Consider the following 26,838-nt stretch of genomic DNA (forward strand, 5'->3'; position numbering starts at 1 on the left):
AGAAACACCAGTGCGGCGACTGCCAGCCCGATCCTGACGGCAATGGGCCTGTCTGTGGTGGGCCTGAATGTCAGCACCGCGCCTCGCCTCCTCGCTCCCCGCCCACCACTACTGCTTCGTCACCTCCGGCAAAGGCGTCGGCGGCGCCGTATGGTTGACGGCCGCGTCGATCATCGCCGCAACGGAAGCCTGGCTGTAGAAAGGATTGGCGGCGCCGCCCACCGGCATAGTGGCGAGCCAGGCGTCCAGGTCCTTCGCATCGATGCGTACCAGCGGCACCTCGACGAACTTCGGCACTTGCTTGCCCGCCAGAATCTGCTGGGCCACCCAGAACCCCACCTGGGAGACGCTTGGGGAGGCGGAGACCGAGACGGTCTCGTAGCCATTGGCATCGCGCTCCTGCTTCCACAGGGCAAGTTCGTCCTGACGGTTCCCCATCACAATAATCGGCAAAGGGCGCCCCGCCGCCTTGAACGCCATGGCCGCGCCGTAGCCGTCGCCCCCCTGAGTCGCGACGGCATCAATGCTGGGAAGCGACGGCAGTGCCAGCGCCACCTCCTTGCGTGCGACGGACGCCGTCCAGTTCCCGTACACGGTCTTGGCGAACTTCAGGCCCGGGTAGTCGCTGGCGGCTTTGCGAATGCCGTCACTGATGTTTTTATCGGTGGCATCGCCGGCAATGCCGCGGATCTCCAGCAGTGTTCCGTTCCCCTTGAGACGCTCGGCGATATAATCCATTTCCACGCGGCCCATGGCGGACCAGTTGTAGTCCACGGTATAGACGCAGCTTTCGGTGACCAGACTGGCCATGACGACCACCACGATGCCAGCGTTGCATGCATCGCGAATCACCCCGTTGAGGGCCGTGTCGGACGCGGCCAGGATGACGATGGCGTTCACGCCTTTGACGATCATGTCCTGGATATGGGCCGCCTGTTCCGCTGCGGAGTTATTGGCGCTGACCACCGGAGCCTCGCGGACCAAGCCATCCTTTTGTGCTTGGGCCGCCACCTCCTGCCAGTTGCGCACCATCACTTTGCGGAAATCACTGCCCGCGTAGGAGTTGCTGAAGGCAATGCTATAGCTTGAGGTAGGGCCGCCGGCGATGCCGCCATCGGCAGCTTGGGCTGGATTGGCGACAACCATCGCCAGCCCGGTCACGCAGCCGGCGAGGCGCCATAAGATTGTGTGGAGTGGTTTAGTGTTCATGCGGCTCTCCATTTCCTTGGGATTTACCAAAAGTAATCCACCTGCATTTGCCGACAGTCTGGATCGACTGCTCGACCTGGTTGGAGAAGTCGGCCTTCAGATTGGAGATCGTCGACCCTGTGAATGAAGCGCCCAAACGCTCACGAACTGAGGAGATATTGCCCATTGAGCAAGCTGCGCCCCTGGGCACCGGTTACCGGATTGCTCATTCGGTCATTCCAATCATAGAACCGGGCACGAAGAACCAGAGACATACAGACTCCTTTCCTTGGCGGCTGAAAACCGAAATCAGTACATTGCCTGCAGTGACACTGAGCATAGTCTCAAGGTGCCCACTTCGCTCGCGGCCATGAAGGATTTCAGCGAGACTCTGCTTGTCGTGATGGGCGGGAGTCGACCAACAGAGCAGATCCTAACCTTCCTCCTTGGCCTCAAGCGCACGGTAGTGGTCAATCTTGACTTGCAGTGCAGCAACGGCCTTTTGCATGGCAGCAACTTCGGCCTGTACATCCTGTAAATGGCTCTCCAGCATCTGGCGGCGTTCGGCAATCGTTGAGTCCCCAGCGCTGCGCAGCTTGGCGAATGTTTGCATTTTGCCGATGGTCATGTGAGTGGTGCGTAAACGCAGCAAAAACTCCAGCCACGCCATATCAGTCGGCGCATAAAGCCGTTGCCCGCCGGCCGCACGGGCGACCGGTGCCAACAGGCCGATGCGTTCGTAGTAGCGCAGGGTATAGGCCGTAAGGCCGGTGCGTTCGTAGTAGCGCAGGGTATAGGCCGTAAGGCCGGTGCGCTTGGCGACCTGGTCAATCGTCTGGTAGGCGTTCATAAGCACAATCCTTGGCCATCGGTGTTCGGTAATGCACCCGTCCCGCTCACTCGGGAGGTGCGGCAACAACTTTGATGCCTCGTTTGGCAAACACTTCCCGCGCTGCGCTGATGCCATTCAACGCGCTGGGAAAACCAGCATACACCGCCATCTGGATGATGATTTCAACGATCTCCTCAGGTTTGCAACCCACATTCAGCGCCCCCTCTATATGCACCTTGAGTTGAGGTTGCGCGTTCCCCAATGCGGTGAGGGCCGAGATGGTTGCCAACTCGCGTGTGCACAGAGCGACACCAGGCCTGGAAAACACATCACCATAGGCGAAATCGACTATCCATTCACCCAGCTCGGGCGAGATATCGCTAAGCGACTTGACCACGTTGTTGCCGGTGGTCCCGGTGATTCTTTCCAGGGTCTCGACCCCTTTCACTCGTCGACTATCCGGTTCAGTTGCCGACGCCGGAATTGCGATTGCTGAAAGCACGAGCCCGGTTACAGCGCTCAGTTTTTTAAATGTCATGACCTGTCTCCTTGTTTAAGCCGCGCAACGGACCTGGCCGTATTGGCGGTGCAACAAGGAGGCTATTGGTTAGAGTGCGCTCTAAGTCAAGCGCCAGTTGCTTTCAGCTAAAAGGGCCCGCAGCTAAAGGGAGCCCCCCTCACATCATCGTCACACCACCGCAGTTGCAATCGTTCTGGAACGCCAGGCAAAAGCCAACACCATCAGCAGCCCCAGACCCGCCATTGCCGCTCCAGCCAGGGAAATCGCCGGATAACCCAGCCCGGTATTGATCACCGCTCCGCCCAGCGCCGCACCCATCGCGTTACCCAAGTTGAAGGCGCCGATGTTCACCGCCGAGGCCAGATTGGGTGCGTCCTTGGCGGCTTCCATGACGCGCATCTGTAGCGGCGGCACCAGGGCGAAGCTGGCGATCCCCCATATCAGGATGGCAACGGCGGCCGGCAGCGGCCAACGCATCAATACGGTGAATGCCAACAAGACCAGAATCAGCACGCTCAGCGAAACGATCAGGGTGCGATCTATCGAACGGTCGGCGGCCTTGCCGCCCCACATGTTGCCCAGCGTCAACCCCACACCGAACAGCACCAGCATGGCGGTGATGTAGCCGGTGGATGCATGGGTCTCGCTGCTGAGAATCGGCGCAATGTAGGTGAAGACGGTAAACATTGCACCCGAGCCGACTACGGTCAGGGCCAACGCCCCCAGCACCGGTCCACGGCCCAGCACCCGAATTTCGGCCAGTACACCGACGCTTTGTGGCGCTTGCAGATTTGGTAGCGCGAACCACAACGCGGCCATGGTTACCACGCCGAGTCCGGTAATACCCCAGAATGCGGTGCGCCAGCCGAACAGTCCGCCAAACCAGGCGGCCAGCGGCACACCGCCGATGGTGGCCAGGGTCAGGCCCAAGAACATGGCCGCAACCGCCCCGGCGCGTTTCTCTGGGGCGACCACGCTAGCGGCGACGATGGAGCCGACGCCAAAGAACGCACCGTGGTTCAGTGAGGTCACCACTCTGGCGACCATGAGGCTGTAGTAATCGGTAGCCAGGGCTGACATCAGATTACCCAGGGTAAAAATCGCCATGAGTCCGATCAGCAGATAGCGCCGGGGAATCCTGCCGGTGGTCAGGGTCATCAGCGGCGCGCCGAGCAATACGCCCAAGGCGTAGGCACTGACCAACAAACCTGCGGCGGGAATGGATACGCCGAGATCCGCAGCGATGCCCGGCAACATGCCCATGGGGGCGAACTCGGTAACGCCGATGCCAAAGGCACCAATGGCGAGTGCGACAAGCGGTGGATTGATATGCATGGAAGGCTCCTTATCTATGCCGCCAATGCTACGATCCAACTTTTTCAGGCGGTAGATAGCATTTCTGGCAATCACCTTTGCGTACGGAGCACAAATGGACTTCAACGGCAGATCAGGTGAAATGAGCGTGTTCGCCACCGTGGCGCAGGAAGGCAGCCTGTCAGCCGCCGCGCGTGCATTGGGGCTGACCCCCTCGGCGGTCAGTCGGATCATCGCGCGTACTGAACAACGTCTTGGCACTCGCCTGTTGTTGCGCACCACCCGAGCGATCACCTTCACCGCCGAGGGCGAGGCTTACCTGCGCGGCGCCCGCCGTATCCTGGCCGACATGGCCGAGGTCGAAGAAGCCATCGCCGACCAGGGCGTGCCCCGGGGCCGTTTACGGGTCAGTGCCGCCCTCGGCCATGGGCGCCAGACCATCGTTCCCTTGGTGGCAGCATTCAGCGCCCGCTACCCGAACATCGTCGTCGACCTCACCCTCGGCGACGAAGTGGTCGACATTCTCGGCGGCCAGGCCGACGTGGCGGTACGCTTTGGCCATCTGCCCGACAGCCCCCTGACCGCACGAAGGATCGGCGACACCGGCCAGGTCGTGGTGGCATCGCCCGAGTATCTGCAGCGCCACGGCATCCCCCGGGAACCGGAAGACCTGCTACGGCACAACTGCCTGCGCTTCAACTTCCGGCGTGCCGAACCCAACTGGCCGTTCATCCGCGAGGGAAATGAGTTTTCCCTGAAGGTCAGCGGCAACATCGAATGCAGCAGTGGTGAAGCGCTGGCACAACTCGCACGGGTAGGCGCTGGCATCGCGCGTATCGGCGATTTCACCGTAGCCGAGGACCTGCGGCGCGGGGATCTGGTACCGCTGCTGGAAGCCTGGAACCCCGGAGACCGGGAGCCGATTCATGCGGTGTTCGTAGGTGGTTCGGCAATGCCGGCGCGGGTGCGGTTATTCGTGGACTTCTTGCTGGAACATCACCGGATGTAAACGGGTAACGTCACCTGCCCCTTCCGGATGCTCGTAATGCTGTGGGAGTTTTGCCTGACTGGAACAATCGGGAGCTATAGCCGAGATTGGCCGGTGCGATTGGTGAGAGCCGGCTTTCGGCTAGAAGCGGACGATGGTCAGCTCAAACGTCTAAATCTAAACATCTAGGGCCTTTCATAGAAGACTTCAAACCCGGCACCTAGTCCCGGTTCAAGACTCTCAAGGTGCCGGCAGCATCCATGCCGACGGTATTGTTGGAAGCATCATGTTCGTCAGTCCTAAAAGCTCCCCCCTTCAATATGGTAGACCGTCGGCTCTTCCGAAAAATATTCCTCCAAGCCCATCATGAACAGCCGATGGTCTTCACTCGCTTCGAAGCCCGGCGTGTGATCCTCAAGTGAGGCCCAGCGCACGATCAGGTTGAATTGCTGGGGGGTTTCAATCCCTTGCGCTAGCAAGTGGCCGCCGTAACCCTTTGCGCGGGTGAGCAAAGGGGCGACCTCGGCAAATGCGTGTCTGAACGCTTCAATGCGTTCTTTGTGAACGGGGAGCAGAGCGATTTCATAAATCATGGCATTCCTCCAACAAGCTCAGTTGATTAAAAGTACGCACTCACGAGATGAGCGATGGCTCGACTGCAATCGCGATTTTTCCCTGAAGGCCGTTGTTGGGGCTCTCCAGTCGAGCGTGGGCAAGCCCAATGTCGGCCAGCGAATAGACCGCGCCAACGTGCGGGCGCAGTTGACCGCGCTCTACCAATGCGCTCAGTTCATCAAGTTTGCCGCGGTTTTGTCGGGTAAAAACGAAGTGATAACTCGCGTTCTTGCCCCACGCCTGAACAAGGTTTTGCGGCTGGGCAATGTCCACAATCGAGACTAGGCGGCCGAGTTGGGCGAGCACGTCGGGGCTACGCGTCAGTGTGTTGCCGCCGATGGTGTCGAACACCACATCCACGCCGTGACCACCGGTTTCGCGCATGATCGCGTCGACGTAATCCTCCTTTTCGTAATCGATGAGCACATCGGCACCCAGGCTGCGTGCGAACTCAAAGTTTGCTTCGCGCACGGTCGTGAAGACCCGCGCTCCAATGGCTTTTGCCACCTGGATCGCGACATGCCCTACGCCTCCCGCGCCGCCGTGTATCAGAATGCTCTCCCCCACTCTGAGCGCCGCTCGCACGGTCAGTGCTTCCCACACCGTCCCGCCAACCAGGGTCAGACTTGCTGCCTCAAGGTGGCTCAGTGATTGCGGCTTACGCCCGATGATGCCTTCGGCCGCAACGTGGTACTCGGCATAACTGCCTGGGCCGTCGAAAATTTGCGGGGTGTACCAGACTTCGTCTCCCGGAGCGAAGCTCGTTACACCCGGCCCGACTTCTTCGACAACGCCCGATACGTCGTGTCCGGTAATGGCCGGCAGTGGCACCAGGTCGGCATAGTCGCCACGTCGAACCTGATAATCCAACGGGTTGATCGAGGTTGCGTGTACCCGGACCAGGACCTGTCCCGCGCCCGGCACGGGCTTGGGCACGTCGCGGAGTTCGAACGACTCAGGACCGCCAAATGACTTCAGTATCATCGCTTTCATGGTAAATCCTCATATCTATAAAATGGCATATCGAGATATCTCGATATATTGCGGTAAAAAAATTACAAATCTTTCCCTATGACCTCGGCAAGCGCGCTGATAGTTGCTTCATTGCGCTTGTAGTAGGTCCACTGACCGATACGCCTGACTTCGACCAGGCCCACTCGTTGCAACGTGGCAAGATAGCCAGACACCGTTGACTGCGACAGTCCGATACCCTCTTGAATACTACTGACGCAGACGCCGACCGTGAGAACGTCACCCTCATCCTGCGGAGGGAAGTTCTTTACGGGATCCTTCAAACCTTTCAGGATTTGAAGACGCGTAGGGTTCGAGAGGGCTTTGAATATTTCGATCAGTTCCATGCGCTCAGGATATCGAGATTTACCGATATGTCAATACGAAAGGTTAGAATAATTTCGGGGTTCGGATTGCCAGCGGTTTCACAGACTGGAGCGCGTGCCTGCTTCTAGCCGAAAGCAGCCTGTGGCCATGAGTGAAGGCATTAGCGCTATGGGATACCGGATAGTGGAATATCCCTGACGAACGCAGAGCCTATTTCAGAAACTCATGGCCTGCGAGAGCTTTTCGCCCCCGCCCGTAAAATATCGCCCCAGCGACGCACCAGATAATTGTGTTCATCCATCACCGAGTTCCACACAGCGATATGCCCCATGCGCTGCTCATAGGAACCACCATCGCGCACATCACCGATGTCAATCAGCGGCAAACCATCACTGCCCAGCAACTCCTCCCGCGCAGGTTGACCGGCGTACCAGTAGTCCCACTCGGCACTGCTCAGATGGTCGCGACTGCGCGCCGGGTTGCCGATGTAGTAACCCTGGCGCGCCATCACCGCGCCGGGCCAGCCGGACAACCACCAATTGAGGTAGGCGTAGGCCGCGTCCAGCACCGGGCCCTGGGCGTGGCGCGACAATGACAAACCGCCGAACCAGGCGCGATAGCCCTCGCGAGGCACCGCCAGACGGTATTTCACCCCGGCGCGATGCAGGCGCATCAAGGTCGGCGACCAAAGGCTCTGGATATCGATGCTCGGGCTGAGCATCAACTGCGCGGCCTCCTCGTCATCGGACCAGAACGCCGCAAAGTGACCTTCCTTCTGTTTGCGCACCAGAATATCGGCCAGCACATCGATCTCTTCGATGCTCATATTGCCGATGTCCTTAAAGCGCGCCAGTCCCGCGCCCTGCACCGCCAGCGCGGCATCCAGGGCACCGATCGCGGCATCGCTCTGCAGTGCGGTGCGCGCGCGCCACGCAGGGTCGAGCAACCAACCCCAACTTTCATTGTCGTGGCGAAAACCCTCAGGCAGGCGCTCGGGGCGGTAGGCGAAACTGTCGGCGTTATGGGTCAAGGGCAGCATGCTGATGCGCTCGGTGACGGTGCTGCCGAGGCTGCCATCGTGCTGCACGAATAAGCGCTCACTCGGCACGCTGCCACTGCCCAACCGATCGTTGGCGGAGAGGCGGCCGCGTTTGGGAAGGTCGTTGATCTCATGCCACAACGCAATGCGCCGTGTGTCGATGGGTTGGATCGCCCGGGCCGGCCACACGAAGTCGACGTTGTGGAACCATTGGTCGTACAGGTCATAGCTGTCCGGCTGCATCACCGCGATGCGCTGGGCCTGCTCGACATCGTGCACCTGGTACACCAGATGAATGCCCAATTCCTGTTCAGCACGTACACGCAGGCATTCGAGCAAGGTCACTGAGGTGCCGAGGACGCGGAGTGTGATCATGCGGCGAACCGCTGAGAGAACACGTCAAAGGAGCGCCGCAGCAGCGCGGGGTCGAGACCACGCAGGATAAACACCAGGCGCGACTGCCGATCAGTGCCCGGCCAGGCAGGCAAGTGCACCGGGGCATGCAGGCAATGCTGCACACCATGGATGACGATGGGGGCGTTACTGGTGTTCACGTTAAGCAGTCCTTTGACACGTAGAATTCGTTCGCCGTGGCATCTTAACAGCATCGACAACCAAACCCCGAAGCCGACCCAATCCAACGGCTGGTCGAAGGTCAGGCTGCACACTTGCGCTGCGCCGTGGGTGGCGCTGGTACTGCGATGCAGTTGCCAGCGACGGACTTCCTCTGTCGGTTCGGCGCTGCGCAAACCTTCACCCAGCAACAGCTGATCGCCGCTGTGGACGTCGCATGTATCGAGGATCGGCGTACCGGCATTGAGCGCTTGCAGGTGCGTGCGCAGTGGGGCGCAGTCCTCCATCAGGTCGGTCTTGCTCAACAGCAAGCGGTCCGCGGCGGCGACCTGGGCAAGCCATTCCGGATGCAGGTGCTCTTGCAGCGCGGCGTGGCTGGCATCGACCAAGGTGACCACCAGGCCGATATGCAAGCGCCCGCGCAATTGCACATCATTGTTCAATGTGGCGAGGATCGGCGCCGGGTCGGCCAGGCCGGTGGTCTCCAGGATGACCCGTTTGAACGCCGGGATTTCGCCGCGCTCACGGCGTCGCAACAGGGCGAGCAACGCGTCTTTGAGTTCGCCACGAATCGAGCAACAGACGCAGCCACTGGGCAACAGCACGGTATCCGGGGCGACTTCTTCCACCAGCAGATGGTCGATGCCGACGTCACCGAATTCGTTGATCAGCAAAGCCGTATCGCCGAGGCTTTCGCCTTGCAGCAGGCGCTTGAGCAAAGTGGTTTTGCCGCTGCCGAGGAAACCGGTGATGACGTTGAGAGCGATGCTCATACGGCTGACTCCAAGTGATCCAACAGATGCGGGTCCAGGGGATCCAACGGGCGACCGAGCATGGTTTCAGCCGCTCGCCAGAGCTGATCCAGGCCACTCGCCAGCTCTTGCTTGCCGGTCGCGCCGAGCAGCAGATAAGAGGCGCCCTGAAAATCTTCGACCTTGAGCCGGAACACCGCCAATACCTGATTGATCGCGGCGATGCGGCGCAGGCGTTCGCGGCGCCTGGGCAGCTCATCGCCCAGGGGATCGCTCCAGTGCAGGTCTTCGCCAAGCAAACCGCAGAGTCCACACATGGCTACACCTCACTCATGGCATGACATCGCCAGAATTCGGGCCGAGGGTCTGGCCAACGAACAGGTTGCCGCCCGGCTCGCTGGCCAGCAGCACAGCGGTGGGCGCCACCTCGTCCGCCAGGCCGAACCGGCCAAGGGGCAACTCGGCGGCCTTGGCGCGTTTCCAGTCATCGCTGATCCCAGCGACCAATGGCGTTTCAATCGGCCCCGGAGCGATGGCATTGACCAGTACGTTGTCCTTGGCGACTTCCAGCGCCAAGGACTTGGTGAAGCCGATGACCCCGGCCTTGGCCGCAGCGTAATGGGTGAGTTCGGCGCCGCCCTTGATGCCCAGTTGCGAGGCCACGTTGATGATCCGCCCCCAACGCTGGGCGAGCATATGCGGCAAGGCGCGCTGGCTGGCCACGAATACGCTGGTGAGGTCAACGCGCAGCATGTCGTTCCACATCTCGAGAGTGAGGTCGACACAGCGCGCCTGGGTGAGCATGCCAGCGTTATTGACCAAAATGTCGATGCCGCCGAAGTGCTCGACGCAACGGTCGACACTGGCCTGGGCGCCTTCGACGGTGCCTACATCGGCGAGGCACTCCACCACTTCGGCGCCGAAGTTGCGGCAGATGATCGCGGTTTCGGCAAGACTGACAGCATTGCGGTCGGCCAGCACCAGACGCGCGCCTTCAGCCGCATAGGCACGGGCGATGGCGGCACCGATACCGCTGCCAGCGCCGGTGATGACGGCACGGCGGTGGGTAAGTTGAGGCATGTAGAATCTCCTGAAGCAAACACAGGTTCCCTGTGGGAGCGGGCTTGCTCGCGAATGCGGTCTGTCAGTCGAAACTGATTTATCTGAAACACCGCATTCGCGAGCAAGCCCGCTCCCACGTTTGGATTGAGTACAGTCAGTCGGGCCAACGCACGGTCAGCCCACCGTCGATGATGATGCTCTGCCCGGTCAGGTAGCTCGATGCATCACTGGTCAAGAACTGCACCAACGACGCCACCTCATCCGCCCGCCCTACCCGCCCCAGCGGAATCGCCCTCGCAGCTTTCGCCAGGCCTTCCGGCCCCAGGGAGTTCTTCGCATCCAGCGACTGCGGCGTCTCGATCAACCCTGGGATCACCGCATTGCAACGAATGCCCTTTGCTGCCAACTCCACCGCCAGCGAACGGCACAACCCCGGCACGCCGGCCTTGGCCGCTGCGTAGTGGCTGTGCTCTTGCCAGCCATATACGCCGCCGGCAATCGACGAAATCGCCACCAACGCACCGCCCTCGCCCATATGCCGAGTCGCCGCGCGAAAGGTGCGCATCACCCCCGTCAGGTCGACGTTGAGCATCTCGTCCCACAGCGCATCGGTCATTTCCAGCAACGGCGCACGGCGCAGCAAACCTGCGTTCGCCACGGCGTAATCCAGGCGGCCGAAATGCTGCACCGCTTGCTCGGCCAGCGCATCCACCGAGGCGGTATCGCCCACGTCCAGTGCCAGCATCAGGCACTCGCCACCGGCTTCTTCCACCAGGGCCACTGTTGTTTGCGGGTCATGGGGGTCGGCCGGGTAATACCCGCCGACGACTGCCACACCGCTGCCCGCATAGGCCACGGCGAGGGCTTGGCCGATGCCGCTGGCAGCACCGGTAATCAAGGCGACTTTACGGCTCATCGATAACTCCTTACTGGACGGTTTCCGGGCGCACATGGCGTGCGGCAAACATCAGGGCACCGGACAGGAAACACGGCAGCGCACCGAACCACAGTGCGGCGGTCTGCCAGTCACTGCCGGCGGACAACACCTGGGTGGCGCCAAAACCTGCGACCACCGCGCCAATCGGGCCCATGGCATGGATGATCGCGCCACCGGTGGCGCGGATGCTGGTAGGGAAACTTTCACTGATAAAGAACAGCGCCGCCGAGTACGGCCCAATCAGAAAGAACAAGCCCAGGCTGTACAGCCCGACCACCATCGGCATATTGCTCGGGCCGAACAGCATCCCGGCAAACGACAGGCCGCCGAGCATCCAACCCAAGCCAATCACGTTGCGACGGCCGATCTTGTCGCCCATCCAACCGTGGCTGAGGTAGCCGCAGTAACCCACCAGGTTCGACAACACGAGGATGATCAGCGAGTTCTCGAACGAGATGTGGTGCACGCTGACGATCACTGAAGTGCCGAGCACGCTGAACACTTGGATGGCCGCCCAGTTGAGCAGCAGGGCGGCGCCAATCACCAATGTGGCGCGACGGGCCGGGCCACGGAACGCGGCTTTGAGGCCAGCCTTGCTGTGTTCGTCATAGTCCACGCCGTAGGTCACGGCGACGTTTTGCGCTTCGGTCACGGCGCCGCTTTTACGCAACTGACTGATGCGTTCGTGGATCTGGAACTGCGGGCTCTCCTTGAGCTTGCGCGCCATGATCGCAATCACGATGGCCGGGATTGCGGCGAAGATGAAGCAACCCTGCCAGCCGATGATCGGCAGCAACAGCGCGGTCAAGCCGGCGGCGATCAACGCACCGACCGGCCAGCCGCCCTGCACCAGGCTGTAGATAAAGCCGCGACGTTTGGTCAGCCGTGGGTCTTCAGAGGCGCCATACAACTCGGTCAAATAAGTGGCATTGACGGTTTCTTCGGCATAGCCCAGGCCACCCAACGAACGGATCAGAATCAGCGGCGACTTGCCCCACGCCCCGCCAATCGCGGTGAGCGCCGAGCACAGCGCGGAACCGGCCACAGTGAGGATAATCCCTTTGCGCCGCCCCAGCCTGTCGACAATCGGGCCGATGGCCAGGGCGACGACGGCGGTACCCACCGCCACCCAGGTCGCGATCTCAGCTTGCTCCACTTCACCCCAACCAAAGTGCCGGCCGATCTCGGGCAGCAAGGTGCCGAACAGGATGAAGTCATACACCGCAAACACCCAGGCGAAGAAGGCGATCCAGGTGGCGAAGCGTACTTCCTGGGACGTCAATTGCCGGGGTTTCCAGCCAGTCAGGTCAAGCTTGTTGTAGATAGACATGAATCGCGCCTCGAAGGATGGGTGGGTGTCAGGTACGCGGTTGGCGGCGGATAAAGTCGTCGGCGATTTCGTCGAAAGTGACGAAGCGCACGCCGGCATGGCTCTGGATGTGTTCGATCAGACGCTCAAGCATCAGCAGCACTTGTGGGCGGCCGGACACGTCGGGGTGGATGGTCATGGTGAACACCGCGTGTTCGTGTTCGCGGTAGACCCAGTCGAATTGGTCGCGCCACATTTCCTCGAGGTGGCGCGGGTTGACGAAACCGTGACTGTTGGGTGCCTTTTTGATGAACATCATCGGCGGCAAATCGTCGAGGTACCAGTTGGCCGGAATCTCCACCAGATCGGTTTCTTCGCCGCGCACCAGGGGTTTCATCCAGGTGTCGGGGTGCTGGCTGTAGTCGATCTTGGTCCAGCTGTCGCCCTTGCGCACGTAGTAGGGGTGGAAGTCGTTGTGCATCAGGCTGTGGTCATACTTGATGCCTTTTTTCAGCAGCAGCTCGTTGGTGACCTTACTGAATTCCCACCACGGCGCGACGTAGCCGGTGGGTCGTTTGCCGGTGACCTGGGTGATCAACTCGATGGACTTATCCAGCACGATTTCTTCCTGCTCGGCGGTCATCGCAATCGGGTTTTCGTGGCTGTAGCCATGCACGCCGATTTCATGGCCGGCGTCGGCCACCGCCTTCATCTGCTCGGGAAAGGTTTCCATCGAGTGGCCGGGGATAAACCAAGTGGTACGCAAGCCGTAACGCTCGAACAATTTGAGCAAACGCGGAGCACCAATTTCGCCAGCGAACAGACCACGGGAAATATCGTCGGGTGAGTCCTCACCACCATAAGAGCCCAGCCAGCCTGCCACGGCGTCTACGTCGACGCCGAAGGCGCACAGAATTTCTTTAGCCATCATTGTTCTCCTGCGGATTTATCAGATCAATCGTGGGTGTTTTGGTGGTGGCGCAACGCGGCTTCCACTGCCAGCGCAGCTCGCAACAATCGAGAGTCTTCGCCCGGCGGCGCGCTTATCAGCATGCCGGTGGGCAAACCGAGCGCATCGCAACCGCTGGGCAATGACACACCCGGCAGATCCAGCAAACTGCCGGGCATCGTCAGGCGCAACGTAGCGAGGTTGGTCTGCGCGAACAGCTCGTCATCGGCTTCCAGTGCCGCCAACGGCGGCGCCACATGGGCCACGCTTGGGGTAATCAAAAACGCGCCATCAAGTTCATCGGTGATTTGTTGCTGCAGGCGTTTACGTGCCCCGTAGAGGTTGACCAACTGGCTGGCGGGGAATGCACGTGCCGCTTCCAGACGGCGCCGCACACGGGGGTCGAGTCGTGCGGCGGCATCGCTGTCCAGCAGAGACTGATGCAGGGCAAAAGCCTCAGAAGCACCGAGCCAACCTTGTTGCTCAATGAGCTGAAGTGCCGCCTGAAAGGCTGGCGAAGGTCGCAGGTCAATCAGCGCACCGTGATTTTTCAACACGATCAAGCATTGCAGCAGGTTGTCGCGTACCGCAGGCTCTATGCGCTCATCATCAATGACTGCCTGATCGACCCAGAATCGCTGCCCAGCCAAATCTCGGGGGACAAGCGATGTCGGTTTGGCGCGCCCAAGCAGAATGTCGTCGATGGATAAGGCGTCGCGCACACTGCGCGTCAGAGGCCCCACGCTGTCGAGGGTATGCGCGAGCGGGAAGACGCCTTCACGGCTGTAGCGTCTGCAACTGCTTCGAAATCCCACCAAGCCGTTGAAGGCCGCTGGAATTCGGATGGAGCCAGCGGTGTCCGTGCCCATGGCGATCGGCACGATTCCCGCCGCGACGGCGACCGCTGAGCCTGAGGACGAGCCGCCCGGAATGCGTGGCTGGTCGAGGCCTACGGGATTATGCGGCGTGCCAAAATGGGGATTGAGTCCGAGGCCTGAGTAAGCAAATTCGCTAAGATTTGTTTTCCCGACACTGACCATCCCGGCTCGCGCCAGTAGACCTACGACATTGGCGTCGAGCAGCGCTGGCGAAATGTCGCGGCGTACGGATGCGCCTGCGGTAGTTGGGCTGCCGGCGACGTCGAACATGTCTTTCCAAGCTATGGGAACGCCGTCCAGTGCGCTTGCCGGCTGTCCGGCCTTCCAGCGTGCGGCTGACGAGTGGGCTTCGCGGAAGGCACGCGCCGAACAAAGAGAGATGAACACGTCATCGACTTCCGCCACCCTGGCCAGCATTTCTTCCAACGCCTTGACCGGGTCGCTGCTGCCCGAGGCGAATGCATCCGCCATCGCCAAAGCATCGGCTTCAAGGGCTAATCGAGGACTGGAGTAGGACATCTGATTCACCAATAAACGTATTCATTATTAAAATGTACGTTTTACAGAGCAGATAGCGTGCCAAACTGAATACTGAAGGCATGCCAGAGCGGCAAACCTGAGCAAGCGGCCTGCGTCTATCACTCGGACTAGACACCTTTCCGAGCGGGTTGATGTTCCTATTTTGCGGAGCCTTCCAGGCAGGGCCAGGCAGCAACACCAATAATGTATTAATTAACAAATATCCGTTTTGGTGCAGAACAGTAACAACGGCCCTACGAACGCGCACAAATGACGTGGTCCACGGTGACAACAGACTTGTGCGAGAATCTTCCCCCCGCCTTTCGAGAAGCGTATGAGATCGATGACCGCCGAGGATTACCGCACTGCATCCCGCTACGCCATGATCCGCCAGGTCCTGCGTGACGCCATCGTTGATGGGGAGGTGGCTCAAGGGCTCGTCCTGCTCGAAGCACCTCTGGCCGACCTGTTCGGAACCAGCCGCGTACCGGTGCGCAAAGCGCTGGACCTGTTGCATAAGGAAGGTTTGATCAGTCGATTCGATGGCCGCGGTTATCTGGTCAACCCGAAAGGGGTGGAAGTGGAGCCCCTGCGGTTGGCCGTTACCCACAAGCAACTCGGCCTTGATAGCAGCGAAGAACTGGTCGATACCCGGCCGTTGGGCGAGCGGATGTTCGACGAGATTGGCTCGGCTTTATCGACCTGTATTGCTTTCGGACACTATCGACTCGACGAGCAAATGGCCGCCGAGCATTACGGCGTCAGTCGGGCGGTGATACGCGAGGCATTGATGCGCCTGCGTGACCGCGGCCTGGTGGAAAAGGAACCCTACTCCCAGTGGCTAGCCGGCCCCCTCACCGCCAGGGAGGTCACCGAAGACTACGAGTTGCGCGCGTGCCTTGAACCTGAGGCGTTACGCCAGAGCGCACCAGGGCTTAGTCGCGAATCCCTTGAAGCGATGCTGGCTCGGGTTAATGAGGCACAGAGCAACCCACATTGCAGCCTGGCATGCATTGAGCAACTTGAAGAAGACCTGCATTACCACTGCCTCGCCGGAATAAACAATCGCAAGATCGCTACGCTGATCCGGCAGGCCCAGAGTCCCAGGATCATCAGTCGGATTTTTTACAGTCAGTTGGGCCTCGGCCCCGACGAAGCCATGCTGGCCGAGCACCGTTTGATTTTAGAGCTGCTACTGCATGGCGCATTCGACGCAGCAGCTCTGAACCTCAAGGAACACCTCCACCGCGCCCGCCAACGCATGTTGCAGCGGCTGAAAGTTCTGTCCGTGCTACCTGAGCAACAGGTGCCGGAATATCTGACCAAACTGAGCTGAAAGCGTTTTCTGGGAAACGGCCAATCGCCTACCAGTCAGTCCGTACACGTTTCAGGCTCATCATCAAGGCACTCGATGCATGCATCCAGCAACTCATGGAGCGCCGCAACGCGATGCACGCCGAGTCGCTCATTAAGTGCCAATTGCGCCTCTTTCCAGGCGCGGCGCCCTTCGGCTTGCTTTTCCAGTCCTGCCTCGGTCACTTGGACAAGGCGGCTGCGCGCGTCGCCACCTGCCCCGACCGTCAACCAGCCTTGAGCGACCAGTGGCTGCATATTCCGTGTCAACGTCGAAGCCTCCATTTGCATTCGCCGAGCCAGGTCGCTCGGCCGAATGGGCCCCAGTCTGACGACGTGTGACAACAATGAGTACTGCGTGTTTTTTAATCCGGACTCGGCGATATAGCGATCGTAGTGACGCGTCACCATGCGATTGAGCTGGCGAATCTTCAGATTGGTGCAACCCTGTGGCTTGGTCATATTTTTCATGTTATAGATTGTATCTACAAGTATTGCATATACAAGTATTGAGGATGAGGAAGGAGTTCGTGATGCAGGCTGACCAGGTCGTTGCGCGGTGGGACGAAGAGGAAAAAGCGATTCGTGCCCGTTGGAACACCTCCCACACCGCGACGCAGAAACAGATCACCAGCCTGACAGGCATGGAGTTGTTCGAGGCAATTTTTGCTGGGGAACTCCCGCCCGCCCCAATCGGCGATACGCTCGATTTCCTGCCCATTCACATGGAACCAGGCACAGCGATCTTCCAAGGTCGACCGCAACGAAGGCACTACAACCCGCTGGGAACCGTGCACGGCGGTTGGTTTTCCACGCTGCTCGATTCGGCGGTAGGTTGCGCCGTGCATTCGACCTTACCCGCGGGTAAGGGCTTCACTACGCTGGAGCTGAAAGTCAACATGGTCCGCGCCTTGACCGACGCGGTACCGCTAGTACGCGCAGAGGGGAAGTTGATCCATGCAGGAAGTCGGATTGCCACTGCCGAAGGCCGAATCGTTGGCCCAGACGGCAAGCTGTACGCGCACGCCACTACGACATGCTTGATCTTCGATTTCCCTGCCCCTTCTCCGAGGAGTCCACATGAGCAAGCCTGACATTGTTCTCTGCGCTGCGGTCCGGCCCCGATCGGCACGCATGGCGCATCGCAGAAAGACACCCCTGCGATGAACTGAGTGTGGAAAGCAAAATCCTGAAGGTGTGCCCGTCGAGATCAAGACCGGAGCAAGGGCCGATCAAGATGCGCAAGACGCGCTGAATCAGGACGGGCAAGTCGTGCAGATTTTCGTAGGCAACCTCGTGGTTCCGAGTCGTCCAACAGCGGCAATATCATCGCTCCTGGATCAATGGAGAAAGTCATGAAATACACATCCTTTGGCAAAACCGGCCTGCGGGTTTCGCAGGTGGCGCTCGGCACGGGCAACTTTGGCACGGGTTGGGGCCATGGCGCCGATCCCGATACCAGCAAAGCGATCTTCAACGCCTATGCCGAGGCTGGAGGCAATTTCATCGATACAGCGGATGTCTACCAGTTCGGACAATCGGAGGAACAGATCGGCATCCTGCTGGAGGGGCGGCGCGAAGATTTCGTCATTGCGACGAAGTACAGCAGCGGCGCGCAGCCGAATGCCAATCGGCTGGTCACCGGCAACAGCCGCAGGGCCATGATCGCCTCCGTGGAAGCGAGCCTGAAGCGACTCAAGACGGATCGGATTGACATTTACTGGGTGCATCATCCCGATGGCGTCACGCCGGCCGAGGAAATCGTCCGTGGCTTCGAGGACTTGGCTCGCGCGGGCAAGATCCTCTATGCGGGCCTCTCGAACTTCGCCGCCTGGCGACTCTCCCGCACAGTGACCTTGGCCGAACTTACTCGTACCATTCCCATCGCGGCTGCGCAGTTCCAGCACAGTCTGGTTCATCGCGAGCCCGAAGCCGACCTGTTCCCGGCATCGCACGCGCTGGGCCTTGGTATCGTCACTTGGTCGCCGCTGGGCGGCGGCATGCTGACGGGCAAGTACCGCCAAGGGGAGAAAGGTCGCGCCGAAGGTTTGGGCGGCCGGGTGTTCCAGCCGGAGAATTCGGCGCAGCGTACAAAAATCCTCGACACCGTCATTGCCATCGCGGGCGAGATCGGCGCCAGTGCAGGTCAGGTCGCCATTGCCTGGGCAGGCACCCACGGGGCAGTGCCGATCATCGGACCACGCTCAATGACTCAGCTCACCGACAACCTCGGTGCGCTGTCGCTTGAGCTTTCTTCCGAGCACATCAGTCGCCTCGATACCGCAAGCATCCTGACACCCTCAACTCCAGCGCGGACGGTAATCCCCTGGGCCGAGAGCGCGGATCGGATCGTGGCATAGTCCTGCCTTGGCGCTGTGCTGGTGTGCGCGAGCGACACTCCCATCGCGAAGGCGGCCACGCTGAGGGCGTGGCAGCATGCGCAATCAGGTGGTGGATTCAGGAGGGCTTATCTTGAGGGTCACATCTTCCAGGCAACCGGCAGCGACGATGGCGCTGGTACATCGATACTGCACTTGCCAGTCTATCTTCGGAGGGCTGCCCTCATTCGCCAGCGGGACGCGCAAAAGCCTTAAGCGTGCCGCGAAGAGCTTCCAACCCATCCTCAGTCAGTTGACAGGCGGTCTTGATCTTGTCCGTGACGGCCCAAAGCTCTTCGCGCAGGCATTCCCCAGCGTCGGTAAGCGCAATCAGCACGCGGCGTTCGTCGCTTTTGTCGCGGGCTCGAGTCACCATGCCCGACACTTCAAGACGCTTGAGCAAGGGCGTGATCGTCCCGGTATCCATCCCAAGTGCAGCGCCCAGATCGCCCACGGTCCTGGGCGCGTCCGTGAACAGTTCCAGCATGACCAGGTACTGGGGGAACGTCAGCCCAAGGGGCTCCAGCAAGGGTTTGTGCAGGCGAATCATCCGATTGGCGGCACCGTACAGAGCAAAGGACAGTTGGGTTCCGACTTCCCGCTGCACGACAGCCTTTTTGGCAAGAACTCGCTTTTGTAGCTCAACATTATCTAGCTCACTAGATATTTTCCGGGCTACGGGTCGGCTGATGTCGGGGATATTGTCCAAGGCCTGTGCTGCTGCCCCAGCCTGCTCACCCGCAAGCAGTTCGTCACGTGTCGCTTGAAGAATGCGGTCGGACAGCGGTTGATCGTCGACCGCTCGGGCGAGCACCATGGCGCCGACTATCGCCGACATGAAACCGATCGCCTGGTCTTCCCTGGATCGGTCACGCCGCCAGGGAAGACTGGCGCTGAACGACTCGATCATTCCGGCGACCCGGCCCGTGAACGAACGCCGCATCCCCGGTTCCCGTGCGACATCAATGGCCAACGCAGGCATTGCGCAGCCTGCTTCCGGGTGGTCGCGGTGACCCTGACTCAGGTACCTGTCCAGAAAGGCTTGCTTGGGCGTATCGCTGCTGGAGACAGTGTCGCGCAGCCGTAGCGCCAACTGGTCCATCGCATGTTCAAGGCTGGCACAAGCCAGCGCATCCTTCGAATCGAAGTGCCCATAGAACGCGCCATGAGTCAGGCCCGATGCCTTCATGACCTGCGCAATGCTCGCCCCTGCGATGCCCTTGCCGCGAAACAACCGGGAGGCCTCCTCAAGGATTTTCTCGCGCCGTTCTGCAGTCTGGCTTGCAGGATATCTCATCGGTGGACCTCGATATTTATGCTTGACGAATAACATGATGATCATCATGCTTGGCTAAAAATATGACAACCATCATACGCCGTAGCCAGAGTGCGGGCCGACTTCCGCCTGACGGCCAATTCCACGACTACCGCTTCCATAAGCGCCAAGGGATGTAAATCCATGACGACAACTTTTGTGAATGCCCCCGTCCAGGCCATCCAGCCATTGACCGGAAAAATCGTGGCACTGCTCGCTGGCCTGGCTGCTATCGGTATGCTCTCCACCAACATCATCCTCCCGGCATTCCCCGTCATCGGTGAAGACCTGGGAGTGGACGCCCGCGCGCTTGGCCTGACGCTGTCCAGCTTCTTCATCACCTTCGCACTGGGCCAGTTGGTGGTCGGGCCGCTGGCTGACCGCTACGGGCGCCAGAAGCTGGTGCTGGGCGGACTCGCGATCTTCGTGGTGGGCACCGTCATCGCAGGCCTTGCCAACACCCTCGATACGCTGATTGCAGGACGCGTCATCCAGGCATTGGGCGTGTGTGCCGCCTCAGTGCTGTCGCGCGCAATTGCACGGGATCTGTTTGAGGGAGAAGCACTCGCTCGCGCGTTGTCGCTGACCATGATTGCCACCGCCGCTGCGCCAGGTTTTTCACCACTGGCGGGTAGCCTGCTGTCGGTCACGCTTGGATGGCGGGCGATTTTTATCCTGGTAGGGCTGGCCGCCGTTGCGCTCGCCTTCTTCTACGTTCGCGGCCTTGGCGAGACCCATCCCGCCGACCGCCGCGCGCCGCATTCAGCCAAGAGCGTGGTGCTCGCGTATCGGCGGTTGACGCTGGATAAGCGCTTCATCCTGCCTGCCCTTTCGATGAGCCTGCTGATGAGCGGACTGTTCGCATCGTTCGCCGCCGCCCCCGCTATTCTGATGAAAGGGATCGGCCTGACGTCGTTGCAGACCGGCCTGTACTTCGCTTGCACGGTGTTCGTTGTGTTCGCAGCCGGCATGGCGGCCCCGCGCCTGGCGCACCGCTACGGCCCAAGACTCATTACCACGCTGGGCATTGCCTGTGCCATGGCGGGCGGAGGGCTCCTGCTCGCAGGCCCGGCCGATCCGAGCCTTGGGTGGTATGCCCTTTCAATGGTCACGTTTCTTTGGGGCATGGGCCTGGCCAATCCGCTGGGCACGGCCATCACCATGGGACCTTTTGGTAAGGAAGCCGGGATGGCTTCCGCCCTGTTGGGCTTTGTTTCCATGGGGGCGGCTGCACTGACAACCTGGCTGGTCTCGGTGCTGACGCTTGCACCGGTTACAGCACTGGGCGGTGTCCAGACGACAGCCTGCCTGATCGCACTGGCGCTGTTCCTTCTACGGGGCAGTCTCGCGAAATAAACACGCTAAAGCGCTGAGGCGTCGTTTCTTGTTTGCGTCATGACCAACAACTGGAGAATCAACATGCAGATCAAAGGTAGCGTGGCGCTGGTGACCGGCGCCAACCGTGGGTTGGGCAAGGCCTTCGTGCAAGCACTGCTCGCGGCGGGTGCCGCGAAGGTCTATGCCGCGGCACGTGACCCCGCCACTCTCGAAGCCCAGGCCAACGTGGTGCCAATCAAACTCGACGTGACCCGTCCCGAAGATATCGCGGCGGCGACTGAACAGGCACACGACCTCACGCTGCTAATCAACAACGCCGGCATCAGCGGCGAAGCGCATGATAGCATCAGCCTGGAAACCCTTCGCCACGAGTTCGAGACCAACGCGGTCGCCCCGCTCGCCATCAGCCTGGCTTTCGCACCGATCCTGGCCGCCAACGGCGGTGGTGCAATCGTCAACATGCACTCGGCCCTGAGCTGGATCAACCTGCCCACCACCGTTACCTATTCGGCAAGCAAAGCGGCGGCCTGGTCGCTTACCAATGGCCTGCGCCTGCGATTGGCAAGTCAGGGCACCCTGGTCGTGGGCGTGCATGTTGCGTTCGTGGACACCGACATGACGCGCGGTATCGAAGGCGTGCCAAAGGCAAACCCTCACGATGTGGTCCAGCGCGCACTGGATGGCGTTGCCAACGACCAGCCGGAAGTGTTGGCGGACGAGACGAGCCAGCAGCTCAAGCAAAATCTGAGCAACGGTATCTACCTGCGACCGATATCGTAAAACCGAGTGACCCAAAAGAGCCGGCAGCTTTCATCGCCGGCTCATCTGGGCTTTGCAATCTCCTTATCGCATTGGCAGCCACGACCGCAATGAACTTGCACCGGCAGGCCAAACACCCCCATGGGACGGTCAAAAGCCCACGGCATAAAGCGGATCATGCGACCAAACGCGCTCAATTCAGCTCATCAACAGGCAACGCTCCTCCTCTGATTCTTCCAACCCGATAAACCGTCGCACCCGTTGGGCGCCATGCCCTTCGCGGATTGCCTGTGGCGAGGCATCCAGCTGCACGTTGCCGTTTTCCATGAAAATCACCCGGTCAGAGATCGACAGGGCAAATTCCATTTCGTGAGTGACAATCAGCAGGGTCATGCCTTCGCGAGCCAGGTCGGCGATCACCGTAAGTACCTCGCCGACCAGTTCCGGGTCCAGCGCCGAGGTCGGTTCGTCAAACAGCAGGATGTCCGGGTCCATGGCCATGGCCCGGGCGATCGCCACACGTTGTTGCTGGCCGCCAGACAGTTGATGCGGATATTTGTGAACGTGGGCCAGCAGGCCGACCTTGTCGAGCAACTGGCAGGCCCGTTGCTCGCTCAGTGTGCGGCTGACGCCATGATAACGAGGGGCGAGGCTGATGTTGTCCAACAGTGTCCGGTGCGGAAACAGGTTGAAGTTCTGGAACACCATGCCGATGCGCTGCACGCCCTGACGAACCCGAGAGCCATCCGGTTTGTCCTCGGCATTAATGAAGCCCTCCCCGAACAACAGGATTTCACCCTGATCGATGCGTTCCAGGCCATTAATGGTGCGGATCAACGAGGTCTTGCCGGAGCCGGACGGGCCGATGATGGAAATCACCTGGCCGCTTTGCACCTTCAGGTCGATACCTTTGAGCACATGATGATCGCCGTAGCGTTTGTGCACGTCCTGCAGGTGCAGGGCCGGGGCCGCACCTTTGGCTGGGAGGCTGACCTTGCTCGATACCCTAGGTGCCAGACTGTCACGCAGCACTTGTGTCGAGGCGCTCTCCAGGGTTTGCGGTGTACGCAGGTTCAGGTCCAGGTAACGTTCCAGACGCTGCAAGGCAAAGCCAAACACTGTAACGATCAGCACGTAGTACACGCCCACAGCCGCCAGGGTCTCCATAACCAGGAAGTTCTGGGCATACAGGCGCTGGCCGACAGTCAGCAGTTCGGTCAGTGAAATCACCGAGATCAACGAGGTCAGTTTGACCACCGTGATGTATTCGTTAATCAACGTCGGCAGTGAGATACGAAACGCTTGAGGAATAACGATCAGCCGTTGCACGCCAAGCAGCCCGAGTCCCAGGGCACGGCCCGCTTCCTTCTGGCCTTTGGCGATCGAAATCAGCCCGCCACGATGAATTTCTGCCATGTAGGCGGCCTCAGTGACCACCAGCGCCAACAGGCCGGAATAAAATGGCACCGACAGCACCGGCCCGGCACCGGGCAGCAACTGCGGCAGGTTGTAGACGAAGACCACCAGCACCAGCAGCGGAATGCTGCGAAAGAACCAGATGTAGAGTGATGCGGGTATGCGCAGCCAGCGCACGCTCGACAGTTTGGCCGATGCCAGGACGAAACCCAGCAGCATGCCCAGAAACCAGGCCAGGGTGCTCAGTTCGATGACGGTCAGGCTCGCCGCCCAGAAGTCAGCCATGGAGAACAGCGAAAAAAAGTAAGCCCAATCGAATTGCATAGACACCTCGCGCAAGCCGCGCCCCCGATCGAGGGCGCGATTTCAGGCATTACTCAGAGACTGGTTCCAGGTCATACGCCTTGAGAATGGCGGCGTACTCGCCGTTGGCCTTACTCTCAGCCAACGCCTTGACCAGCGCTTGATAGGTCGCGTCGGCGTCTTTCTTAACGTAGATGCCCAAAGTTTGCGGGTAAACCAACTTCTGCGAGCTGACGATCACACGGCCGTTGGTACGCTGAGCGATCATGTGCGCGGCGCCGGCAATTTCCACTTGAGCCTGGATGTTCTTTGACAGCAGCGCCTGCGTCACCTCGGGTGCCGAGGGAAACTCACTGACGGTGATGGCACCCTTGTTGTTCGGGACGCAGTAGTCGCTGGACAACTGACGGAACTTGCCGACCCAGGTGGTGCCCTGCTCCAGCCCGACTTTCAGGCCACACAGGTCTTCAGGAACCTGCGGGTTCAACTCACTGCCCTTGGGCACCATGATCGCCGCGCCGGTGTTGGCATAAGCAATGGTCCGGGCCTGGGCCTGGCGCTCCGGGGTGATGTACATGCCGGAGATGATTGCGTCGTAGTGCCCGGCGTTGAGGCCATTGAGCAGATTGGGAAACTTGGTATCGACGAAGTTGGCCTTGACGCCCATTGCCTTGGCCAGGGAATGGGCCAACTCCGGGTCGGAGCCGACCACATTCTTGTTGGCGTCATAGGACTCGAACGGTGGGTAGGTGATTTCCATACCGACCTTCAATACACCCGGGGTCGCGGTGCTGGCGAAGGCGGCACTGGCACAGAACAGACTAGCGGCGAGCAGACTCAGTCGGGTCAAGGCGTAGGGGGTTTTCATGTTGGGAAGCTCCGTTGGTTTTTTTAGGAATGAGTGGCAGTGTTTTTCAGGCGACCGAAGCTCGATGGCTTGCGGGCTCGGGACGGCAGTTCAAGCTCGCCGTTCTCGACGCGTTTGCGCAGGTATTGATAGGTCTGCAGGGCTTGACTCCACATGTGTTCACCAATCGTCAACGCCTCGTAGACCTGAGCGTCATTGATGAATGCCGGCAACGGCTTGATCAGCGTGTGGTAGTCGCAGGCGTAAAACAGCGGGAAGCTATAGCGCTCCTGAGCCACCTTGCGCACTCGGTGAGCGGTGGCCACAAAGGTCCCAGCGGTCATGACTTCCAGCATGTCGCCGATGTTCACCACAAACGCATCGGGCATTGGCGGTGCATCGATCCACTGATCCTGGTCGTTTAACACCTCCAACCCCGGCTGATCGGCGTGCAGGATGGTGAAGCACTCGTAGTCGGTATGCGCGCCGATGCCGGGAGCATCCACAGCAGTGGCGTCGAAGGGGTAATGGATCAGCCGCAGCTTGGAAGGCGGCCGGGTGACCAGTGCGTCGAAGTAGCCCTCTTCCAGGCCCAGGGCCAGGGCGAAGCCATCGAACAGTCGGCGGCCCAGGGCAAACACGGCCTGATAGTAATTTTGTACTGCAGCCTGAAAACCCGGCACGTCGGGCCAGTGGTTCGGGCCCAGCAGCGGCGTTCGACTCAGGAATAGCGGATCGTCCACCGGCACTTCGAAACCGATGTCGAAGGCCTCTTTGTGGTCCGGCTTGCCCTTGGAGTACACCTCCTCACCTTCGGGCACGAAGCCCTTGTGGCTTTCCGAGGCACCAATGTAATGGCGCATCTTGGTCTCCAGGGGCTGCGCGAAATAATCCTCGCTCGCCTGGCGCAGACCCTCGATCAGTGCCGGATCAATACCGTGTCCGGTGATGTACAGAAACCCCACATCGCTGGCGGCACGACCCAGTTGCTCGGCCACGGCAAGGCGATGCTCCAGTTCGATACTGAAGAGGCCGGCGATGTTCACCACCGGAATGCGATTGAAGTTGGCCTGGGTCAGCGAAGTCTTATTCATGGTGGGCTCCTTCACAGGTAAAACGGTTGAAGTGTTCGCGCTCGGTTCGCGCCATCCACTGGTTCAAGGTCCAGAGATCGGCCACTGGCATGTTGGTGAAGGGCAAGTGATGCAGATACCCGTCGGCACCGAACTCCGGGGTCAGGGTGCTGACTGCATAGCCGCGCTGAAATTGAGAAGCCCAGACCGCCTCCCAGTGGCGCTGGTGAAACACCAGTTCACGGGCATATTCCGGGGCGGCGGGATGGGGAACTTGCGGGCCCTGGTCATAACCGACCCGAGCTTGAATGTGATGAACGCGCTCGACGAAGGACGACAGATCGTCGGCCGGGTCGTCCAGTAACCGCTCACAGCACACCACCCAATGGCTGATGTCACTGGTGAAACGCAGTTCCGGCAGTTGGCGAATCAGTTCCAGAGTCACCCAAGGGCTATACAGGGAGCGGGCGCGGTGAGTCTCGAAACTGCAGAACACCCCATGCCTGGCGGCCAGCTCCAGGGCCTGACCGAAGAACTCGACCTGCTGCGCCAGAGGCCAGCGATCATTGCCTGCAAGCAGATTGACGAAACGGGGTGTCAGCTCCGAGGCCCAGCCGAGCTTACGATCGATGTCGACCAAGTGCTGGGCAGGCGTGGCGCGCTGATCAGGCAAGACATCGTAAGCACTGAACAGGGTGCAAATGTAGGGGACGTGATTGCTACGCAGGAAAGCGCCGAACTCGCCACGCTCATTGGCCGGCAGTGGCAGGCGTGCTTCGATCCCATCAAAACCGGCGGCGAGCAGTTCATCCAGGGCGGATGAATGGCCGGCGGTATAGCCCCATAAAGTACGGAAAATCTCTAGCTTCATGCATTCCTCTCGACTGCGTCGGGCCACTGGCGGATTGGGCTGGTGGCGTTGCTGGGCAGTCGAAAAGGGGCTGCTGCGGGCCGCTGCTCTGATGGCGGCGGTCCCGTGGGGAGGATCCTAAGGCCATCGTGACAAATGATTGAATAGGCTGTAGCAAATAGTTAGTTCAGAAATCCATGAACTAACATCGACCTGGTGCGTGAACCCGGGACGCCGGTGCACGTCTATCGTGCGTTTCCTAACGACGCCTGGACCAAAGCCGACCAGCCCAACGCCTGACATGTTCCTGTCAGCCTCCGGTCACTCTGACGTCAGATCCTTGCCCCTAAAGTACCCCCAATGACTGCCCTACGGTGCCAGCGTTACAGGCAC

At 60.3% G+C, this 26,838-nt stretch carries 27 protein-coding genes and 1 pseudogene; 6 read left to right on the top strand and 22 right to left on the bottom strand.

Going from position 1 to position 26,838, the window contains the following annotated elements:
• Nucleotides 1-108: 108 nt before the first annotated feature.
• The 4 genes from PSH91_RS16085 to PSH91_RS16100 all read right to left on the bottom strand — a co-directional run bounded on the left by PSH91_RS16085 (nt 109) and on the right by PSH91_RS16100 (nt 3,875).
• On the bottom strand, nt 109-1,209 hold the full coding sequence (locus PSH91_RS16085; protein WP_305466174.1) for an ABC transporter substrate-binding protein: 1,101 nt from the start codon (nt 1,207-1,209) through the stop codon (nt 109-111).
• 412 nt (nt 1,210-1,621) lie between these two features.
• A complete protein-coding gene (locus PSH91_RS16090; RefSeq protein WP_305466175.1) occupies nt 1,622-2,038 on the bottom strand; it encodes a MerR family transcriptional regulator in 417 nt (138 codons plus the stop codon).
• Between the two features lie 46 nt (nt 2,039-2,084).
• The gene (locus PSH91_RS16095) at nt 2,085-2,558 is read right to left on the bottom strand and encodes a carboxymuconolactone decarboxylase family protein (protein ID WP_047230140.1); all 474 of its coding nucleotides are present in this window, start codon (nt 2,556-2,558) and stop codon (nt 2,085-2,087) included.
• A gap of 150 nt (nt 2,559-2,708) precedes the next feature.
• Entirely contained in the window at nt 2,709-3,875 is a 1,167-nt protein-coding gene (locus PSH91_RS16100; RefSeq protein WP_305466177.1) for an MFS transporter, read from the bottom strand.
• Nucleotides 3,876-3,969: 94 nt separating this feature from the next.
• Here PSH91_RS16100 and PSH91_RS16105 point away from each other — a divergent pair, with 94 nt between their 5' ends.
• Entirely contained in the window at nt 3,970-4,863 is an 894-nt protein-coding gene (locus PSH91_RS16105; RefSeq protein WP_076384106.1) for a LysR family transcriptional regulator, read from the top strand.
• Nucleotides 4,864-5,141: 278 nt separating this feature from the next.
• Here the strand turns inward: PSH91_RS16105 and PSH91_RS16110 are convergent, their stop codons facing one another.
• The 11 genes from PSH91_RS16110 to PSH91_RS16160 all read right to left on the bottom strand — a co-directional run bounded on the left by PSH91_RS16110 (nt 5,142) and on the right by PSH91_RS16160 (nt 14,813).
• Nucleotides 5,142-5,435, bottom strand: a complete 294-nt coding sequence (locus PSH91_RS16110) for an antibiotic biosynthesis monooxygenase (RefSeq protein ID WP_047230142.1) — start codon at nt 5,433-5,435, stop codon at nt 5,142-5,144.
• 40 nt (nt 5,436-5,475) lie between these two features.
• Nucleotides 5,476-6,450, bottom strand: coding sequence for a zinc-dependent alcohol dehydrogenase family protein (locus PSH91_RS16115; protein WP_047230143.1), 975 nt, complete (start codon nt 6,448-6,450; stop codon nt 5,476-5,478).
• 62 nt (nt 6,451-6,512) lie between these two features.
• Complete coding sequence (locus PSH91_RS16120; RefSeq protein WP_047230144.1) at nt 6,513-6,815, bottom strand: helix-turn-helix transcriptional regulator; 303 nt, start codon at nt 6,813-6,815, stop codon at nt 6,513-6,515.
• Nucleotides 6,816-7,018: 203 nt separating this feature from the next.
• Complete coding sequence (locus PSH91_RS16125; RefSeq protein WP_281460081.1) at nt 7,019-8,209, bottom strand: PotD/PotF family extracellular solute-binding protein; 1,191 nt, start codon at nt 8,207-8,209, stop codon at nt 7,019-7,021.
• Entirely contained in the window at nt 8,206-9,180 is a 975-nt protein-coding gene (locus tag PSH91_RS16130; protein ID WP_305466181.1) for a GTP-binding protein, read from the bottom strand. The genes PSH91_RS16125 and PSH91_RS16130 overlap by 4 nt, the downstream gene beginning before the upstream one ends.
• On the bottom strand, nt 9,177-9,476 hold the full coding sequence (locus tag PSH91_RS16135) for a hypothetical protein (protein ID WP_047229666.1): 300 nt from the start codon (nt 9,474-9,476) through the stop codon (nt 9,177-9,179). The genes PSH91_RS16130 and PSH91_RS16135 overlap by 4 nt, the downstream gene beginning before the upstream one ends.
• A gap of 13 nt (nt 9,477-9,489) precedes the next feature.
• Nucleotides 9,490-10,239, bottom strand: coding sequence for an SDR family NAD(P)-dependent oxidoreductase (locus PSH91_RS16140; RefSeq protein ID WP_047229667.1), 750 nt, complete (start codon nt 10,237-10,239; stop codon nt 9,490-9,492).
• A gap of 136 nt (nt 10,240-10,375) precedes the next feature.
• Entirely contained in the window at nt 10,376-11,137 is a 762-nt protein-coding gene (locus tag PSH91_RS16145) for an SDR family NAD(P)-dependent oxidoreductase (protein ID WP_160894270.1), read from the bottom strand.
• Between the two features lie 10 nt (nt 11,138-11,147).
• Entirely contained in the window at nt 11,148-12,488 is a 1,341-nt protein-coding gene (locus PSH91_RS16150; protein ID WP_281460079.1) for an MFS transporter, read from the bottom strand.
• Nucleotides 12,489-12,516: 28 nt separating this feature from the next.
• Nucleotides 12,517-13,395, bottom strand: a complete 879-nt coding sequence (locus PSH91_RS16155; protein ID WP_047229670.1) for a polysaccharide deacetylase — start codon at nt 13,393-13,395, stop codon at nt 12,517-12,519.
• 26 nt (nt 13,396-13,421) lie between these two features.
• Nucleotides 13,422-14,813 carry an amidase gene (locus PSH91_RS16160; protein WP_305466184.1) on the bottom strand — a complete coding sequence of 464 codons (1,392 nt, stop codon included), beginning with the start codon at nt 14,811-14,813 and terminating at the stop codon, nt 13,422-13,424.
• Between the two features lie 343 nt (nt 14,814-15,156).
• Here PSH91_RS16160 and PSH91_RS16165 point away from each other — a divergent pair, with 343 nt between their 5' ends.
• Nucleotides 15,157-16,149 (top strand): GntR family transcriptional regulator, encoded by a 993-nt coding sequence (locus PSH91_RS16165; RefSeq protein ID WP_370695201.1) that lies wholly within the window; start codon nt 15,157-15,159, stop codon nt 16,147-16,149.
• A 35-nt stretch (nt 16,150-16,184) separates the two neighbouring features.
• Here PSH91_RS16165 and PSH91_RS16170 read toward each other — a convergent pair whose 3' ends face one another.
• Nucleotides 16,185-16,637, bottom strand: coding sequence for a MarR family winged helix-turn-helix transcriptional regulator (locus PSH91_RS16170; protein WP_047229673.1), 453 nt, complete (start codon nt 16,635-16,637; stop codon nt 16,185-16,187).
• Nucleotides 16,638-16,699: 62 nt separating this feature from the next.
• On the opposite strand from PSH91_RS16170, the gene PSH91_RS16175 reads away from it, so the two are divergent.
• Together PSH91_RS16175 and PSH91_RS16180 are read left to right on the top strand one after the other, a co-directional pair.
• Nucleotides 16,700-17,260 carry a PaaI family thioesterase gene (locus PSH91_RS16175; RefSeq protein WP_305466187.1) on the top strand — a complete coding sequence of 187 codons (561 nt, stop codon included), beginning with the start codon at nt 16,700-16,702 and terminating at the stop codon, nt 17,258-17,260.
• Between the two features lie 261 nt (nt 17,261-17,521).
• Entirely contained in the window at nt 17,522-18,526 is a 1,005-nt protein-coding gene (locus tag PSH91_RS16180; RefSeq protein ID WP_305466188.1) for an aldo/keto reductase, read from the top strand.
• Between the two features lie 202 nt (nt 18,527-18,728).
• Here PSH91_RS16180 and PSH91_RS26800 read toward each other — a convergent pair whose 3' ends face one another.
• Together PSH91_RS26800 and PSH91_RS26805 are read right to left on the bottom strand one after the other, a co-directional pair.
• A complete protein-coding gene (locus PSH91_RS26800) occupies nt 18,729-19,094 on the bottom strand; it encodes a MarR family transcriptional regulator (RefSeq protein WP_178129686.1) in 366 nt (121 codons plus the stop codon).
• 633 nt (nt 19,095-19,727) lie between these two features.
• Nucleotides 19,728-19,889, bottom strand: a pseudogene (locus PSH91_RS26805) (hypothetical protein); the annotation flags it as partial.
• Nucleotides 19,890-20,003: 114 nt separating this feature from the next.
• Between PSH91_RS26805 and PSH91_RS16190 the strand changes: the two are divergent.
• Together PSH91_RS16190 and PSH91_RS16195 are read left to right on the top strand one after the other, a co-directional pair.
• Nucleotides 20,004-21,215, top strand: a complete 1,212-nt coding sequence (locus tag PSH91_RS16190; protein ID WP_305466191.1) for a multidrug effflux MFS transporter — start codon at nt 20,004-20,006, stop codon at nt 21,213-21,215.
• A gap of 63 nt (nt 21,216-21,278) precedes the next feature.
• Entirely contained in the window at nt 21,279-21,977 is a 699-nt protein-coding gene (locus PSH91_RS16195; RefSeq protein ID WP_047229677.1) for an SDR family oxidoreductase, read from the top strand.
• 177 nt (nt 21,978-22,154) lie between these two features.
• Here the strand turns inward: PSH91_RS16195 and PSH91_RS16200 are convergent, their stop codons facing one another.
• From PSH91_RS16200 to PSH91_RS16215, 4 genes are read right to left on the bottom strand one after another with little or no spacing between them, the layout of a single operon-like run.
• A complete protein-coding gene (locus PSH91_RS16200; protein ID WP_139049725.1) occupies nt 22,155-23,696 on the bottom strand; it encodes an amino acid ABC transporter permease/ATP-binding protein in 1,542 nt (513 codons plus the stop codon).
• A 49-nt stretch (nt 23,697-23,745) separates the two neighbouring features.
• Nucleotides 23,746-24,543 (bottom strand): transporter substrate-binding domain-containing protein, encoded by a 798-nt coding sequence (locus tag PSH91_RS16205; protein WP_139049724.1) that lies wholly within the window; start codon nt 24,541-24,543, stop codon nt 23,746-23,748.
• A gap of 23 nt (nt 24,544-24,566) precedes the next feature.
• Complete coding sequence (locus PSH91_RS16210) at nt 24,567-25,616, bottom strand: isopenicillin N synthase family oxygenase (protein WP_047229680.1); 1,050 nt, start codon at nt 25,614-25,616, stop codon at nt 24,567-24,569.
• Nucleotides 25,609-26,466: a sugar phosphate isomerase/epimerase gene (locus PSH91_RS16215; RefSeq protein WP_188251089.1), complete on the bottom strand. Its 858-nt coding sequence runs from the start codon at nt 26,464-26,466 to the stop codon at nt 25,609-25,611. Before PSH91_RS16215 ends, PSH91_RS16210 begins: the two co-directional genes overlap by 8 nt.
• Nucleotides 26,467-26,838: the final 372 nt, after the last annotated feature.

Origin of the sequence: Pseudomonas sp. FP1154 (assembly GCF_030687245.1) — a bacterium.
Taxonomy (GTDB): domain Bacteria; phylum Pseudomonadota; class Gammaproteobacteria; order Pseudomonadales; family Pseudomonadaceae; genus Aquipseudomonas; species Aquipseudomonas rhizophila.

Bases quoted from the DNA above. Each gene is read 5' to 3' on its own strand.
- PSH91_RS16180 (WP_305466188.1), top strand. From the start codon at position 17,522: ATGAAATACACATCCTTTGGCAAAACCGGCCTGCGGGTTTCGCAGGTG.
- PSH91_RS16105 (WP_076384106.1), top strand. From the start codon at position 3,970: ATGGACTTCAACGGCAGATCAGGTGAAATGAGCGTGTTCGCCACCGTG.
- PSH91_RS16100 (WP_305466177.1), bottom strand. From the start codon at position 3,875: ATGCATATCAATCCACCGCTTGTCGCACTCGCCATTGGTGCCTTTGGC.
- PSH91_RS26800 (WP_178129686.1), bottom strand. From the start codon at position 19,094: ATGATTCGCCTGCACAAACCCTTGCTGGAGCCCCTTGGGCTGACGTTC.
- PSH91_RS16125 (WP_281460081.1), bottom strand. From the start codon at position 8,209: ATGATCACACTCCGCGTCCTCGGCACCTCAGTGACCTTGCTCGAATGC.
- PSH91_RS16130 (WP_305466181.1), bottom strand. From the start codon at position 9,180: ATGAGCATCGCTCTCAACGTCATCACCGGTTTCCTCGGCAGCGGCAAA.
- PSH91_RS16190 (WP_305466191.1), top strand. From the start codon at position 20,004: ATGACGACAACTTTTGTGAATGCCCCCGTCCAGGCCATCCAGCCATTG.
- PSH91_RS16210 (WP_047229680.1), bottom strand. From the start codon at position 25,616: ATGAATAAGACTTCGCTGACCCAGGCCAACTTCAATCGCATTCCGGTG.
- PSH91_RS16175 (WP_305466187.1), top strand. From the start codon at position 16,700: ATGCAGGCTGACCAGGTCGTTGCGCGGTGGGACGAAGAGGAAAAAGCG.
- PSH91_RS16215 (WP_188251089.1), bottom strand. From the start codon at position 26,466: ATGAAGCTAGAGATTTTCCGTACTTTATGGGGCTATACCGCCGGCCAT.
- PSH91_RS16110 (WP_047230142.1), bottom strand. From the start codon at position 5,435: ATGATTTATGAAATCGCTCTGCTCCCCGTTCACAAAGAACGCATTGAA.
- PSH91_RS16120 (WP_047230144.1), bottom strand. From the start codon at position 6,815: ATGGAACTGATCGAAATATTCAAAGCCCTCTCGAACCCTACGCGTCTT.
- PSH91_RS16085 (WP_305466174.1), bottom strand. From the start codon at position 1,209: ATGAACACTAAACCACTCCACACAATCTTATGGCGCCTCGCCGGCTGC.
- PSH91_RS16160 (WP_305466184.1), bottom strand. From the start codon at position 14,813: ATGTCCTACTCCAGTCCTCGATTAGCCCTTGAAGCCGATGCTTTGGCG.
- PSH91_RS16165 (WP_370695201.1), top strand. From the start codon at position 15,157: ATGACCGCCGAGGATTACCGCACTGCATCCCGCTACGCCATGATCCGC.
- PSH91_RS16145 (WP_160894270.1), bottom strand. From the start codon at position 11,137: ATGAGCCGTAAAGTCGCCTTGATTACCGGTGCTGCCAGCGGCATCGGC.
- PSH91_RS16155 (WP_047229670.1), bottom strand. From the start codon at position 13,395: ATGGCTAAAGAAATTCTGTGCGCCTTCGGCGTCGACGTAGACGCCGTG.
- PSH91_RS16200 (WP_139049725.1), bottom strand. From the start codon at position 23,696: ATGCAATTCGATTGGGCTTACTTTTTTTCGCTGTTCTCCATGGCTGAC.
- PSH91_RS16195 (WP_047229677.1), top strand. From the start codon at position 21,279: ATGCAGATCAAAGGTAGCGTGGCGCTGGTGACCGGCGCCAACCGTGGG.
- PSH91_RS16140 (WP_047229667.1), bottom strand. From the start codon at position 10,239: ATGCCTCAACTTACCCACCGCCGTGCCGTCATCACCGGCGCTGGCAGC.
- PSH91_RS16115 (WP_047230143.1), bottom strand. From the start codon at position 6,450: ATGAAAGCGATGATACTGAAGTCATTTGGCGGTCCTGAGTCGTTCGAA.
- PSH91_RS16170 (WP_047229673.1), bottom strand. From the start codon at position 16,637: ATGAAAAATATGACCAAGCCACAGGGTTGCACCAATCTGAAGATTCGC.
- PSH91_RS16150 (WP_281460079.1), bottom strand. From the start codon at position 12,488: ATGTCTATCTACAACAAGCTTGACCTGACTGGCTGGAAACCCCGGCAA.
- PSH91_RS16095 (WP_047230140.1), bottom strand. From the start codon at position 2,558: ATGACATTTAAAAAACTGAGCGCTGTAACCGGGCTCGTGCTTTCAGCA.
- PSH91_RS16205 (WP_139049724.1), bottom strand. From the start codon at position 24,543: ATGAAAACCCCCTACGCCTTGACCCGACTGAGTCTGCTCGCCGCTAGT.
- PSH91_RS16090 (WP_305466175.1), bottom strand. From the start codon at position 2,038: ATGAACGCCTACCAGACGATTGACCAGGTCGCCAAGCGCACCGGCCTT.
- PSH91_RS16135 (WP_047229666.1), bottom strand. From the start codon at position 9,476: ATGTGTGGACTCTGCGGTTTGCTTGGCGAAGACCTGCACTGGAGCGAT.